Raw genomic sequence first — 13,698 nt, 5'->3', positions numbered from 1 at the left:
GATGAGAGGGAGCCCTGTCGCGCCTGCCGTTCGTCCCACGGCCCTCGCCGCCCGTCCAGTGCTTCCCGTGCCATCAGTCGCGCAGGGCCGGCAGGACCTTCGTACGGTAGAAGTCGAAGAAGCCCTGCTGGTCCTTGCCGATCTGGTTGACGTACACGGCGTCGAATCCCGCGTCGACGAACGCGGCCAGGGCCTCCACACGCGCATCCGAACTCGGGCATCGTCTCTCCATCCGGAGCATGTGGTCCGGCAGCGGGGATCCGGTGCCGAGTACCCGGTGGCCCATGGGCCTAACGAGAGGAGGTGAACGGTGCCCTGGGCGGCGGTGACGGGGGGTGCACGGGAGGAATCGGCGCGGTGAGCCGTAGGCCGATCGTTCTGCGTCCGTGGGTGCCACGGCGCGGCTGCTCTCCAGGACACCGGCGGCCCGTCAGCATGGCCGGACAACCCTGATGTCGGACGTGGAGGTCTCGTTGTCGTGCTGGAGAAGCTCCGGTCTGGCGGCGGTGGCCTGCGTCGTTTGCCTGAGCGCCTGCGGCACGCTCGGCGAACGGGAGGCGGCCGCTTCGCGGGCAGCCGTGCGGTTCGAGGAGAGCGTCCGGCGCGCCGACGGCGCACGCGCCTGCGCGGCGCTGGCCCCCGGGACCAGGCAGGATCTGCAACAGTCCGCGAAGACGTCCTGCGCCGAAGCCTTCGTGCAGGAGCAGCTGCCCCCGGCGGGAGCGGTGCGAACCGTCCAGGTCTACGGGCGGCAGGCGCGGGTGGTCCTCGCCGACGACACCCTGTTCCTCTCGGCCTTCTCGTCCGGCTGGAAGATCACCGCGGCGGGGTGCGTACCGCGCCCGCACAAGCCGTACCAGTGCCGGATCAAAGGCGGGTGACCGGAACATGCGCACCCTGTTCACGCTGCTGCTGCTCACGGTCGGCGCCGGACTCGGCTACTTCACCGCCGTCGGATTGATGCAGCGATGAGCCGACCGACGCGGTTCCTGAAGGACAACGGCCTCACCCTCGCCTTCGGCACCGGTTTTCTGCTCACCCTCGCCGGGCAGGCCGTGTCCGGCCACGCCGACTTCAACAACCAGCTCGTCGCCGACGACTTGCAGCCGATCGGTTTTCTCCCGTACCTGACGACCTCCGACTTCGCCGTGGACGTCACCGAGAACTGGCAGTCGGAGTACCTGCAGTTCTTCCTCTACGTCTTCGGTACCGTCTGGCTGCTCCAGCGTGGTTCGCCCGAGTCCAAGAAGCTCGACAAAGCCGGTGTGGAAAGCGACCGGGCGCAGAAGGTCGGTGAGCACGCCGAGCCCTCCTCACCCCGATGGGCGGCCCGCACGGGGTGGCGGCAGACGGTGTACTCGCGTTCCCTGGGCACCGTCATGGGCGCGATCTTCCTGTGGTCGTGGCTGGCCCAGTCCATCACCGGCGCGGCCGCCTACAACGAGGAGCACCTGCGCGGGCTCCAGGCCCCGGTCTCCTGGGCGCAGTACCTGGGCTCGGCGGACTTCTGGAACCGCACCCTGCAGAACTGGCAGTCCGAACTCCTGGCCGTCGCCTCGATGGCCATCCTCTCGGTCTACCTGCGCCAACGCGGATCCCCCGAATCCAAGCCCGTGGGCGCGTCACATACGTCCACGGGAGTCGAGGGCGGATGACCCAAGGGACCCAGGGAACGCGGACGTCAGCTCCACGCGTTGGGGCCGGTGCAGCCTCACGACGGCTTCGAGCAGGTCGGGATGGCGTCGCCGGGAGACGGCCGCTCGACCGGGCCTTCGCTTGGGCGGGCCGATCACGGCGAAGGTGCGGTCGTCGGAACGGCTCGCCGGCTGCGCGGCGCGGTCAGAGTGGGGCGCCGCCGAATCCCAGCTCGTTTCCGTCCGGGTGGTGGTAGATGACCGTGCACACGCCGTTGGGGTAGGTCCCGCGTGTCGTGAGCTGACTGGCCGTCATGGGCCCGCGTGCACCTGGCAGGCCCACAGGCTCGGGGTCCGGGGATACTTGTCGCGCAGGGTGCGTACGGCGCTGTGCAGAGCCTCCGCCGTGCGGGCGACGTCGAGCGTGCCGTCGCCCCGGTTGAGGGCTTCGTAGACGCGCAGCGCGACCTCGGCCCCGATCGTGTCGTCGATGTGCCACAGGGAGCCGACGACATGGGGGAAGCCCGCCATCTGGAAGGCGCTGACGATGTGGACGGCCTCGTCGGCGAGCTCGGGGCTGGTGCGCAGGGTGTCGCAGGAGGACAGGTAGGCGAGCCGTACCGACGGCAGTCGCAGCCGGGCCAACTCACGTACGGTCAGCGGGCGTTCGGTGTGGTCGTGCAGGACGAGGCGGCTGCCGGAGGCGCGTTCCAGGTCGCCCCGGGCGTGACAGGCGAAGTGGGCGTAGGCGTGGCGGTGCAGGGCCGACACGACCGCCGAGTGGGAGGCGTCGGCGTCCGCCAGCAGCGTCGCCCGGGGGAGCAGCCGGACCAGCTCGTCGGCCTCGTGGCGGGCGCCCGGGAGCGGGGCCTGTCCGGCCGCCGCGGCGACGCTGACGACCAGGGTGCCGCCACCTGCCGGGCGGGCGACGCGCCGACGGGCGTGGTGCAGGGCCCGCAGGGTCGGCGTGTACGAGGAGACGACCCGGTCCAGGGCGCCGGGAGCGCCGTCCGCGGGAGCCGCCGCGTGCAGCGGCAGCGTGCCCAGGAGGCCGCCGGGCGACCACCACAACCGGGCCGCCCCGGGGACCCGGTCGAGAACCGGGCCGGTCACCGCCCGCCACAGCCAGCCGAGGGTCTCCCGTACGTCCTTCTGCGCGCGCTGCGACTGCGAGCGCGAGGTTTCCGGTGCCTCGATGCGCATCAGCGCGTCCTCGAAGGTCCGCCGACGTGTCGCCGTCGTCTCCGGGTCGAGGTCCGGGAGCGGTACGGCGTCGATGGCGTGCTCGGTGACGATCAGGGCGTCGCTGCCGTACGGAGAGACGTTGACCAGGACCACCGGGCCCGCGTCGGCCGTGGCGCGCAGTTCGCCCTCGTCCCAGTCCCGCACCGGCCGCAGCAGGCCCAGTCCGGGGTGCTCGGCGCGGATCCGGGCGGTGAGGTCATGCCACTCGGCGGCCAGCCGCTGCCGTACGTCGGCGCGGGCGTCGACCGGGCCGGACGGTTCCTCCGCCAGGAGCCCCTGGCTGTGGGTCGCCGTGTCGAGGGCCTCCCGTAATTCCTCGAAGCGGTCGGCGAGGCCGGGGGCACTCTCCCGTAGCCGGGTCAGATCGCTGTCGGCGTCGAAGGCATGGGAGAGGAGCACGCCCCTCGCCTGTTCGAGCAGCCCGACCGCGAGCCCGGGCCGGCCGCAGCGCACCGCGCAGGCTGCGGCGGCGGCGCCCAGCCCGACGGTGCGGCTCAGCAGGAACTCCTGGTCATCGCGCAGGAGATGGCGGGGCGCCACGGAGGGCAGCAGGTCGACCGCCACGACATATCCGTCCAGGGCGCCGCCCCAGTCCCCCAGCTCCGCCCGGACCTCACCCCAGGCCCGAGCCGCGTCCAGACGCAGGGCGGGCGAACACTGCTGCTCCAGGGCGGCTTCCTGGAACCGCTCGGCCGCTTCCACCAGATCGGCTCTACGGCGACGGCGACGGCGGAGGGACACCGAGCCACTCAGGACGTTGCCGAGATTCGTCAGTCGCTGCGTGCGCATGGGGTGGCCGGACCCGGTGGCCTCGACGGCCCGCCGGTAGAGCACGACCACTTCGTCCCGGGCGGTCGACGACAGCAGGATGCGGGGGCTCAGGAGCCGTGCGTTCGCGGCCACCGTGAGGGCGCCGGGCAGGTCCGGGGAGTTCGGGGGCAGGGTCGCGATGACCGCGTCGGCCAGTTCGCGGGCCTCGCGGGCCTCGTCGATCCGCATCGTCTGTGAGATGCGCAGCAGCAGGGCGACGGCGAGGTTGTGGCGGCGCCGGGGCAGCTTCGGGTCGCCCACAGGGGTGAGGGCGAGGGCCTCTCTCAGGAGCCGTACCGCCTCGTCGAGTCGGGCGACAGGGTCGGGGGCACGCTCGATGCCGGCCATGAGACTGAGCCCCGTCGAGCTCGCCAGCGCCGCCTCGTGCGCGGGACCCAGGCCGGGCAGCTGGGCGGCGCGACGTCTGCACTGCTGGGCCTCTTGGAGGTCGTCGCCGTCCTCGGTCAGCTGGTGCCGCAGACTCAACGCGGCACCGAGGTTGAGCAGCCGCAGTCCGAGCGACCCGTGCCCCTCCCGGGTGAGTGCCACCGACTCCCGATGGGCCAGCACGGCCTCGTTCAACTCCTCGGGGTCTCCCGAGCGTTGATGGCAGGCCACCAGCAGCAGGCCGAGGTCGTCGAGCGCCGCGGGACGGTCCGGGTGGCCCGGTGGCATGAGGGTCACGGCGTGCCGTAGCCGACGCAGCGCCTCGTCCAGATCCGCACTGTTCGCCCGAGGATCGCGCAGGTAGCGGTTGTACAGGGCCATCGCCGGGGCGATGAGCGGCAGTCGCGGGCCGTCATCGGCCTCCGCGGACGCGTCGGAGCGGTCGGAGAGGTCGAGCGCCGCGTCCAGATCGGCCTGGGAGCCGGTCGCGACGGAACGGGCACGCCGGGCGTTGCCCAGTGCGTTGCGCAGAGCGGCGGTCTCTCCCTTGTTCGTCGCCGCCCGCAGTGCCTCGGTGAACACGGCGATCGCCTCGTCCAGATCGGCCATGCGGCCGGTGTGGTGCGCCCTGAGGACGAGGGCCATGCCCAGGTTGTGGCCCGCCACCGCAGGCCCCTTCAGATGGCCGGCGACGGCCCGGCGCGACAGGTCCACCACCTCGTCGCACTCCTCGGGCGTCGCACCCTCCACCTGCCGCAACAGCATCAGCGCTTCCCCCAACGCGCCGAAGTAGTGCGGCAGATGAGGGTCGCCGGGCGGCAGTTGGGCCCGTACGTCCCGCGCGATGCCCACCGCCTCGTGCAGATCCTCGGCATCGTACGAGGCCAGGTAACGGTCGAGGAACCGGCGGCCCAGACCGTCGAGGACGAGGAGTCGTTCGGGGGAGTCGGCCGGGATGCGCGCGAGGGCCTCACGGATGAACCGCACCGGATCCGCGTCCGCCAGATCCCCGAACGGCCAGGTCGCCCCCGCGCGGCTCACGATGTCGCGCACTCCTCTGAGGCGACCCGGAAACCACGGGTCGTACTCCGGAGTCGCGAGGAGGGCGAGACTCGCGAGCCCGATCGCGGTGGACAGCCGAACCTGTCGTGAGGGCGCAACGGCGGCCAGCAGCACAGCCATCTCGTGGAGCCGACGGTCGACCTCGGAGGCGTTCGGCGGCGGGTTGTGCTGCCGCCCCTCCAGCACGATCTCGAACGCGGCGACCTGGGCCGCCCATTCGTGGGGCCCGTCCGCGTTCGCCGGGTCGGGGTGGATCGCGGGATCGTTGGACGCGTAGCCCTCCGCCAACACCGGTGGCACCAGCCCCGGTTCGGCGACCCACACCGGGTAGAGCAGGGTCCCGGCCATGCACCCGTGGATCACGCCACGGTCCCCGGGATCGGCCATCGCACGGGCGACGCAGAGCCAGCCGGCCGCATGCCGGGCCTCCATGTCGGTCCTCGTGTCGCAGGTTCGCAGCAGTCCCCGGAATTCGGCATCCGCGGCCGGGCCGAACACCACGTCCGCGGCCACGCCCCCGTTCGCGGTTCCCGCCCGGTCGAGGCGCTCGCGAACCGCCTGAAGAAACCAGTCCCGCTCGTACCTCACGCCGTCGCTCCCCCCGGCCGCCACAGTCGACAGCATGTCAACTCATGTTCAACTCCGCTCGTTCTCCGGCAGACTTGGACCATGACCGCGTCTCCCAACCTCCCGCACGACGACCATCACGCCGTGGCGGCGTTGTGCACCCTGCTCGGCTCCTCCGGGGCCATGCGGCACTCCCGCGTCCGTGAGATGGCCGAGCGGGCCCGGGACCTGCTGCGGTCCGGTGCCGGCGCCGACGAACTCGCCGCCCACTACAGCGCTCTGGACACCCTGGTGCGCCAAGAAGTGGACGCGCGAGGGCTGGTGGTCACTCAGTCCCGCACCGAGCGGGTTCCCGGCATCGTGCACCACATCAAGGTCGCCGAATGCCCCGGACCGCTCCACTGCACCCGCGTCGAGCGGGCCCGCGACCTGCTCCCCGCCCCGCCCTGCGCCGTCAACGGCACCCGGATGCGCAAGGGCCGCCTGGGCCCCGCCCAGTGACCCCGCCCGAATGAACCCCCTCCTCGCCACCCTGGGCGGCAAACTCGCCGAACGCTGGCTGAATCTGCTGATCCTGCCCGGCGGCCTCTTCCTGGCCGTCACAGCCGTCGGCACCACCCTCGGCCACCGCGACTGGCACGACGTCGACCGGCTGCGCACCACACTGGACACCCTTGCGGCCCGCCCCGCCCTCGACCGCCCCGGCACCGGCGCGCTGCTGCTCGCCCTCGTCCTGCTCGCCGCCACCGCGACCTCACTCGCCGCGCAGTTCCTCGGCGGCGCGATCGAACGGTACTGGCTCCGCTTCGGCCGCGACCCGCTGTCCCGCGCCCTGACCGCCCGCCGCGCCCGCAGATGGCAGTACCTGGACGCGCGCTTCGAGGAGGCCGTCACCGCTTCGTACGGCGGCTCGGACCCGGCGGGCACCCGGGCGCGGATCGAGGACCTCGCCGAGGCCCGCGCCCGCGTCGCGATGCGCAGACCGACCCGCCCCACCTGGTACGGCGACCGAGTGCAGGCGACCGCCGACCGCGTCGACGCCGCCTACGGTGTGGACCTCGCCGCGCTCTGGCCACGACTGTGGCTGATCCTCCCCGAACCTGCCGTGCGTCAGATCCAGTCCTCCCACGACTCCTTCACCGCGGCCGCCCGCCTCGCCGCCTGGGCCGTGGCCTACGCGCTCCTCGCCTGCTGGTGGTGGCCGGCCACCCTGGTCGCCATCGGCTGCGCCACCGTCGCCCGCTCCCGCGCCCGCGACGCCATGGACGCCCTCGCCGGACTCATCGAGGCCGCGGTCGACGTCCACGTCCGCGAGCTGGCCGAACGCGTCGGCCTGACCGGGGCGGACTCGGCGGTGCCGGGCCACGAGGTGGGGGACCGGATGTCGGAACTGTTCAGGAAGGCCGAGTAGGCGACCCTGCGGTTGGATCCGTCGGGACACGGCCCGCCGCCCGCTGCACCCTGGAAGCTTATAGGTGCCCTACGAACAGAACGCTTCCTAGTCTTCCCACGCGGTCGAATCCGCGCGTTCGAAGCTCCCGCTGACCGACACGGAGGACAGGTTGAAGGGCAAGCGAATCGTTACCGTCCTAGGCACACTGACCGCAGCTTTCATGCTTGCGATCACCCCCGCCTCCGCGCGGAACCAGGACCCGAACGACAGGATCCTCAGGGACGACCCCGGCCGCTTCGAGTACATGCGCCCGTGTCTCTCCAGCTACGAGCTCATCGTCAGTCGGACCCAGATCCTGGGTACCAAGGACACGACCGGGTCCTGCGCGGGCCACGTCTGGGTCCGGGCGATGGGTGACTCGCTGGGCTCCTGGCACGACGACAAGGACGCCGTCCTCCTCAACAGCCCCAACAAGAAGTTCCGTTGGGCCTACATCAAGGGTTGCAGCACCTGCTACGCCTACATCGTCTACCCGGAGTAGCGCCTATCTGGAGATGGTCGGGGGAGCGCCCCCGATCGCCCCTGAGCGGACCCCGAACCAACCCGGAAAAGCCCCTGACAGGGGCGCCACATGGGTGACCGTGCGCCTAACGTGACAACGGTGCCCCGGCCGGGTCGGCACGTCTGACGCAACCGCTCTCCTCACAAGGAGGATCCATGCCGTTACGGGGTAGATCCGCACTGCGGCGCATCGCCGCACGGGGCACGGCCATGGCCGTGGGGGCCGCCATGGCCGCCATCACCGGCGTCGCCGCCGCTCCCGCGGTCCACGGGTCGCCGTCGGCGGACGGCGCCCTGCGGTGGGCGCCGTGTGACGACCCGGCAAGGCCAGGAGCGGAGTGCGCCGCTCTGTCCGTGCCGGTCGACTGGGCCCACCCGGACGGGCCGACGCTCGACCTGGCCGTGGCCCGCCGCAAGGCCACCGACTCCGGCGCACGCGTCGGTTCGATGGTCTTCGGCCCTGGCGGGCCGGGCGACTCGGGCGTGGAGATGGTGGTGGGCCGAATCAGCCGATTCAGCCCCGAGGTCCGACGCAGATTCGACATCGTCAGCTTCGACCCACGCGGCGTGGGCGGCAGCAACCCGGTGACCTGCTCCAGCGACCTGCTTGCCCAGCGGCCGTCACCGGAGCTGAAGAGCCAGGCGGACTTCGACGCCACCATGGCGTACAACAGGCGGCTCCGTGCCGACTGCCGGGCCCGCACCGGCCCCGTGTTCGACCACCTCGACACCGCCCAGACGGTCCGGGACCTGGACGCCCTCCGAACCGCCCTCGGCGAGCGGAAACTGACCTTCCACGGCAGCTCGTACGGCACGCTGCTCGGCGCGCAGTACGCCGAGACCTACCCGCGCCGCGTGCGTGCGATGGTGCTGGAGAGCGTCATGGACCACAGCGTCGCGACCACCCGTGAATTCCTGCGGTCCGAGGCTGCCACGGCAGAGGATTCGTTCCAGGAGTTCGTGAAGTGGTGCGACGGCGCCACGGACTGCGCGCTGCACGGGCGAGACGTCCGCGCCGTCTGGCAGGGGCTGTTGGCCCGGGCAGGGCGGGGCGAGTTGGAGGATCCGGCGAAGCCGGGGACCTCGCTGTCGTCTTCGGATCTGGTCAACAAGATCGCGTTCCGGAAATTCTATGAGGCCGACTACGCAGGCCTGGCCACGAAGATCGCAGGGATGGACGCGAGCAAGCCGCTGCCCGCGTCGCCGACCACGATTGCGCCGCTGCCGCCGGCCACTCCGGTCTTCTGCTCGGACTGGCGCCTGCCGGTGCGCGACCACCAGGAGTACGCCTCGCTCGTCGCCATGATGAACAGGACCGCGCCTGACCTGCCTCAGTTGCTGCCGATCCACATGGTCGCGGCGTGTCTGGGCGCACCGACCAACAACCCGCAGCACCGCCTGGATGTACACGGTGCCCCGCCCATCCTGGTGTCCAACGCGCTGCACGATCCCGCCACCGGCTACCCGTGGGCGGTCTCGGTGGCCCGGCAGCTCGGCCGCAGCGGCGTGCTGCTCACCTACGAGGGCCAGGGGCATGGCAGCGTCACCAGCGGACCGTGTATGGAGGACGCCGTGGACAGTTACCTCACGGACCTGCTGATCCCACCACGGGGCACCAGTTGTCCCGCCGTGCCGTCCTGACGGGTTGCCGAACCGGATCCGTCTGGAAGGCGGATCCGGTGGGAAGGCGGTCGTGACGCGCGGGCGGCATCTCACCGACGAGAAGCGGCAGTTGATCGACTTGGCAGGACCCGACGTAGGGGATCTTCACCTGCTGGACCAGTAAGTCGATGTCCTGCCAGATCTCCTCGAACGGGGTGTTCCGGTCGATGTGGTGGAACTGGTAGATGTCGATGTGGTCGGTCTGGAGCCGCTTGAGCGACGCGTCCGCCGCCCGGCGGATGTTCACCGCGGACAGCCTCTCGTGGTTGGGCCACGCCGTGTCGTCCGCGCCCATGCAGCCGTACACCTTGGTGGCGAGGACGACCTTGTCGCGCCGCTCGCCGCCCTTCGCGAACCAGTTGCCGATGATGCTTTCGGTACGGCGCTTGTTCTCGCCCCAGCCGTACACGTTCGCGGTGTCGAAGTAGTTGATGCCGGCGTCCAGCGCCGCGTCCATGATCGCGTGGCTGTCGGCCTCGTCCGTCTACGGACTGAAGTTCATGGTGTCGAGGGAGCCGGTAAGCGTGGGTGCGTCGACGCCGAGTGTGCCGCGGACGTGGTCGAGGAGGTCGTCGGGGGCGTCCGGGTTGTCGAGGGGTGTGAGGGCGAAGTTCTGCTCCAGGGCGCGGGTTCGGAGGAGTTCGCGCAGGTTGGCGGCTTCGACGTAGAGATCGCCTTCGTCGCCGAAGAAGATGACGGGCAGGGTGGCGAGATCGGTGCGGTCGTCGCAGCGCCACAGGGCGTAGAAGGAGCCGGAGTGCGTCGCGTAGGCGAAGGGGATCAGCCGGTCCAGCAGGTTCAGTTCAGGGGTGGGGGAGTACGCGTCACTCAAGAGAGGTCCAGTGAGGCCTGCACCGGCAGATGGTCGCTCGGCGTCCGGCCATTCATCGTGAATGTGTTGATGGCTGCCGAGAGCGTGGTCACCCGGGGAGTGGTGAGGATCCAGTCGATGCGCTCCCCGTCGGGCTCCGGCGGCCGGAAGCCGTTGAAGGTCGCGTACAGCGGACCGCGCGCACCCGCCGTGTCCCAGGTGTCCACGAGCCCGAGGGCCAACATCGCGTCGTAGACCCGGTTGTGGTGCGCTGCGACGTTGAAGTCACCGGTCACCACAACCGGCAAGGAGCTGTCGAAGGCGGCGAGCGTCTCGCCGATCAGCTCCACCGAACGCTCACGCGCGTACTGGCTCCGGTGGTCCAGGTGGGTGTTGAGGACGTAGAACTCCCGGCCCTCGCGGGCGAGATCACCGAACCGCACCCACGTCACCACACGCGGCAGGTCCGCGCCCCAGGTGTTGGAGGCGATCACGGACGGTGTGTCGGAGAGCCAGTAGTGGTCGGACTCGATCGGCTCCAGACGTCCGGTGTCGTAGAAGACCGCCGCGAACTCGTTCTTCCTGCCGCCCATTCGACCGGTGCCGATCCAGTCGTAGTGCGGGCCGATGTCCTTCTTGATCGTCCGCAGTTGTCGGTACAGGCCTTCCTGGGTACCGATGACGTGGGGGCGCTCGCGGCGCAGCAGTTCCCGCATCACCGGGCGCCGCACGGCCCAGCGATTGCCGCCGAAGCCGTGGGCGACCTTCAGGTTGTACGTCATGACGCTCAGCGCCGTGGCCGCCGCCCCGGTCCTCACTCCCACGTCGTCCGGCACTCGATCTCCTCCCTTTGGGGTCCAGGATGAGGTGCGCACTGAGCTACGGGAATACCTCGCTGGCGGAGCATGACGGAGGCGTGATCCCCCGTCTGGCGGATGTGGTCCAGGGCGGTCGCCTCGGCCGGAAGGTCCCTGGCGCTATCTCCGCCGACCTGAACATGCCGAAAGGGGTAGATGCTCAGTATCGCTGCGCCTTGGCGAGCCGTGGTGTCAGTTCTGCGTCTTGCGGCAGTCGGCTGAAGGCGATGGGTTGCTCCTGCTTGCCCGGCTCAAGGTCCTCCGCCCCCACAAATCTCGTCTCGACGACTTTGCCGTTGGTGTCTTCGAAGTCGATTTGCACGGCGTAGGAGGCCGTGCGGTCGGTTTTGTTGGTGATCGTGACGAGGACGGCGAGCAGACCGCTGGTCTCGGCCCTGGGCAGGCCCTTCATGCCGACGTCGGATACGGCGTTGCCGCGTCCCTTGACGTTCTTCAGCTCCTTCTCGGCGGCGGCGCCGGCGCGGGCGGCTTCCGCTTCCACGGAGGCTTCGAACTCCGAGGCGCGGGCCGACGCGGAGGAGGCCGCTGCTGAGGCGGAAGCGTGAGCGGAGGCGATCGCCGAGGCCGCCTGGGAAGCCAGCGCGGACGGCGGCGCTCCGGAGAAGGATGCCGCATCGGGACTGCTGGACGTGGGCCGGGGCGACGGAGCCGTGTCCTGATCGCTGTCACCGCAGCTGACGAGGACGCCGGTTCCCAGGGCCAAGCTCAGCGTGGCCACGAGGGCACGGTGACGGGACATGGTGGTCTGGCCGGTGTGCCTTCGGGGCATCTCGCATCCTTTTCGCCTTGCCTTGTCGGTCGCATCCATCGTCCGCGCCGAGGCCAAAGCCTGCGAGTTCGCTGTGAGCCGTTCGGAACGGCGTCCCTGGCGGCGGAAGTATCCGGCCCTCACCCGGCCGTAGCACAAACACGAACACGGCTCGGGCCGGTCCACCGCACGCGGGCGCACTTGAGTGGCGGAACTCGTCGTGACCCTGCGTGGTGGCCGGTGGGCCTCTAGGCAGAAGGCGGGTCGAAGGTCTTCACCGGGAGCGAGCCCTTCTGCACAGCGAGACCGACCCATACGTTCGCTTCTGCGAAGCTCCCGTCCGGCCGTCCAGGTGAGGTCGGCCTCGGAACGAAGTCCGTGAATCCGCAGGCCGACGGTCCGCTCGTCCCATGCCTGCGCTCATCTGCGGACGCCGGGCCGTATGCGTGTGAAGCAGTGATGCTTCCTCGGTGCGTCCGTACGGGTGCGGTCTGTCCACTCGGCTGCTTCGTCGTGCGCGGTGACCAAGCTTGCGTGACCGACATCAGTGACATCGTCGTTAGGAGTCGACAGGACGGTCGGGCGACAGCCAGCGGCTCAGGACAGAAAGCGGCCGTAAGGGCCGTTCAGCATCCCGGTCTTCTGCTGCTGGTTGAAGTGGCAGTTCGGATAGTCGTAGAACGAGGCGGACATCGGCGTGCCGTCGGTGTGCGTGGAGTCGGGCAGACCGAAGGCGTGGCCCAGTTCGTGCACCATGCCGCCGTACCACCGGTTCATCGCGCCGTTGGTCCCGGCGGCGCCGTCGGCGTCGTGGCCGCTGAGGATCACCCAGCCGCTGCCGCCACCGCCCCCGGAGACGCCCGCCTTCTCGGCGCTGATCTCGCCGACGCACAGCCAGCGCGGGTCCGGGGAGCCGAGGCCGAACCTGGCCATCAGCTCCTGCTGCATGTTGAAGACCACCCACCAGTACTCTTCCCCGCCGTTCGGCGTGTTCTCGTACCAGGCTCGCCCGTGGTTGCCCGAAACCACCTCCACCGCCGGGTTGTTGAGCCGGAACGTGACTCCGAGTTCCTGGCGGTAGAAGCGCTGCGACTCCTGCATCACGCGGGTGATGCCGTCGGGGTACCGCGGATCGTTCGCGACGTCCGAGGGCAGGGTGCGCAACGCGGCCGCCGCCGCGTCCAGTTGCCCCGCCGGTACGGAGGCGAAGTACACGGCGGTGACCGGCCAGCCGGTGAGCGGGCGGGCGAGGCTGCAGCGCAGGACCAACTGGCCGGCGGCGAGCAGGTGACCCAGCCTGCGACGAGCCGTGGCCACGCTCGTACCGGCGCGTTCGGCGAGTTCACTGACCGGCATCCGCCCGTCCTCGCCCAGGGCCACCACGATGCGCCGGTCCAGCGGGCGCAGCGGCTCGGCGGGCACGGACGGCCTCTCCGGCGGGCGCATCAGGGCCCGCTGCTCCGCCGAGAGCGCGCGCAGCCGCCATCGGCTTCCCTCGAACGGGGCGTCAGTGATGACATGTGAACGAGTCGAGCGGACCCCGGGGCAGCGGGCGATGCGCTCACCGATGTAGTCGGCGAGTTCATCGAGGCCGTAGGCCCACACGATGGCCAGGATGTCCCGGGCGCCGGAGGTCTGCTTCACGCTCAGGGTGGAGATGTCGCGGGCGAGGACCTCGGCGACGCGGGTGGCCTGCGCGGCCGCGGTGACGATCTCGACCTGGGCCATCACCCGGTCGTCCGTCGTCGGCGCCATATGGCCGCTCACCCAGGCGGCCCCGCTGTCCGTGAGCCGCTGCCAGCGGCGGGCGACGGTGACCGGGTCCACGCCGAGCACCTGCCCCAGCAGGGACCAAGGGGCTCGGGGTTGGATCTGCAGGGCGTTGACGATCGTCAGATCCAGCTCGCTGAGTTCCTGATCCTGCATTTCGGATGCTCCGG

Annotated in this window: 10 protein-coding genes and 2 pseudogenes; 6 read left to right on the top strand and 6 right to left on the bottom strand. The window is 70.6% G+C overall.

From position 1 onward, the window contains the following. Positions 1-73 precede the first annotated feature (73 nt). Positions 74-202 (bottom strand): annotated as a pseudogene (locus IE325_RS12975) (LLM class F420-dependent oxidoreductase); the annotation flags it as partial. Between the two features lie 250 nt (positions 203-452). Between IE325_RS12975 and IE325_RS12970 the strand changes: the two are divergent. Continuing rightward, positions 453-881 carry a hypothetical protein gene (locus IE325_RS12970; RefSeq protein ID WP_229911798.1) on the top strand — a complete coding sequence of 143 codons (429 nt, stop codon included), beginning with the start codon at positions 453-455 and terminating at the stop codon, positions 879-881. Between the two features lie 87 nt (positions 882-968). Further along, positions 969-1,655, top strand: coding sequence for a DUF6766 family protein (locus IE325_RS12965; RefSeq protein ID WP_190069978.1), 687 nt, complete (start codon positions 969-971; stop codon positions 1,653-1,655). A gap of 291 nt (positions 1,656-1,946) precedes the next feature. On the opposite strand, the gene IE325_RS12960 is transcribed toward IE325_RS12965, so the two are convergent. Beyond that, the gene (locus tag IE325_RS12960) at positions 1,947-5,762 is read right to left on the bottom strand and encodes a CHAT domain-containing tetratricopeptide repeat protein (RefSeq protein ID WP_229911797.1); all 3,816 of its coding nucleotides are present in this window, start codon (positions 5,760-5,762) and stop codon (positions 1,947-1,949) included. Between the two features lie 45 nt (positions 5,763-5,807). Here IE325_RS12960 and IE325_RS12955 point away from each other — a divergent pair, with 45 nt between their 5' ends. From IE325_RS12955 to IE325_RS12940, 4 genes are all read left to right on the top strand, one after another. After that, positions 5,808-6,206, top strand: coding sequence for a hypothetical protein (locus tag IE325_RS12955; RefSeq protein WP_190069977.1), 399 nt, complete (start codon positions 5,808-5,810; stop codon positions 6,204-6,206). Between the two features lie 10 nt (positions 6,207-6,216). Continuing rightward, positions 6,217-7,116: a hypothetical protein gene (locus tag IE325_RS12950; RefSeq protein ID WP_190069976.1), complete on the top strand. Its 900-nt coding sequence runs from the start codon at positions 6,217-6,219 to the stop codon at positions 7,114-7,116. A 202-nt stretch (positions 7,117-7,318) separates the two neighbouring features. Next, positions 7,319-7,639, top strand: a complete 321-nt coding sequence (locus IE325_RS12945) for a hypothetical protein (protein WP_190069975.1) — start codon at positions 7,319-7,321, stop codon at positions 7,637-7,639. A 176-nt stretch (positions 7,640-7,815) separates the two neighbouring features. After that, a complete protein-coding gene (locus IE325_RS12940; protein ID WP_190069974.1) occupies positions 7,816-9,300 on the top strand; it encodes an alpha/beta hydrolase in 1,485 nt (494 codons plus the stop codon). Positions 9,301-9,406: 106 nt separating this feature from the next. Here the strand turns inward: IE325_RS12940 and IE325_RS12935 are convergent. From IE325_RS12935 to IE325_RS12915, 4 genes and pseudogenes are all read right to left on the bottom strand, one after another. After that, positions 9,407-9,823, bottom strand: a pseudogene (locus IE325_RS12935) (aldo/keto reductase); the annotation flags it as partial. Between the two features lie 326 nt (positions 9,824-10,149). Next, the gene (locus IE325_RS12925) at positions 10,150-10,968 is read right to left on the bottom strand and encodes an endonuclease/exonuclease/phosphatase family protein (RefSeq protein WP_373315152.1); all 819 of its coding nucleotides are present in this window, start codon (positions 10,966-10,968) and stop codon (positions 10,150-10,152) included. Between the two features lie 181 nt (positions 10,969-11,149). After that, positions 11,150-11,779: a hypothetical protein gene (locus tag IE325_RS12920; RefSeq protein ID WP_190070332.1), complete on the bottom strand. Its 630-nt coding sequence runs from the start codon at positions 11,777-11,779 to the stop codon at positions 11,150-11,152. A 576-nt stretch (positions 11,780-12,355) separates the two neighbouring features. Further along, positions 12,356-13,684: an Lrp/AsnC family transcriptional regulator gene (locus IE325_RS12915; protein WP_190069973.1), complete on the bottom strand. Its 1,329-nt coding sequence runs from the start codon at positions 13,682-13,684 to the stop codon at positions 12,356-12,358. Positions 13,685-13,698 lie beyond the last annotated feature (14 nt).

It is taken from the genome of Streptomyces lanatus, from assembly GCF_014655715.1.
GTDB lineage: Bacteria > Actinomycetota > Actinomycetes > Streptomycetales > Streptomycetaceae > Streptomyces > Streptomyces lanatus.
Note: the sequence above shows the minus strand (reverse complement) of the source record. Positions and strands in the feature narration are given on the sequence as shown.

Coding starts and splice junctions, on each gene's coding strand:
- IE325_RS12960 (WP_229911797.1), bottom strand. CDS start 5,762: ATGCTGTCGACTGTGGCGGCCGGGGGGAGCGACGGCGTGAGGTACGAG.
- IE325_RS12970 (WP_229911798.1), top strand. CDS start 453: ATGTCGGACGTGGAGGTCTCGTTGTCGTGCTGGAGAAGCTCCGGTCTG.
- IE325_RS12950 (WP_190069976.1), top strand. CDS start 6,217: ATGAACCCCCTCCTCGCCACCCTGGGCGGCAAACTCGCCGAACGCTGG.
- IE325_RS12940 (WP_190069974.1), top strand. CDS start 7,816: ATGCCGTTACGGGGTAGATCCGCACTGCGGCGCATCGCCGCACGGGGC.
- IE325_RS12915 (WP_190069973.1), bottom strand. CDS start 13,684: ATGCAGGATCAGGAACTCAGCGAGCTGGATCTGACGATCGTCAACGCC.
- IE325_RS12955 (WP_190069977.1), top strand. CDS start 5,808: ATGACCGCGTCTCCCAACCTCCCGCACGACGACCATCACGCCGTGGCG.
- IE325_RS12965 (WP_190069978.1), top strand. CDS start 969: ATGAGCCGACCGACGCGGTTCCTGAAGGACAACGGCCTCACCCTCGCC.
- IE325_RS12945 (WP_190069975.1), top strand. CDS start 7,319: ATGCTTGCGATCACCCCCGCCTCCGCGCGGAACCAGGACCCGAACGAC.
- IE325_RS12920 (WP_190070332.1), bottom strand. CDS start 11,779: ATGCCCCGAAGGCACACCGGCCAGACCACCATGTCCCGTCACCGTGCC.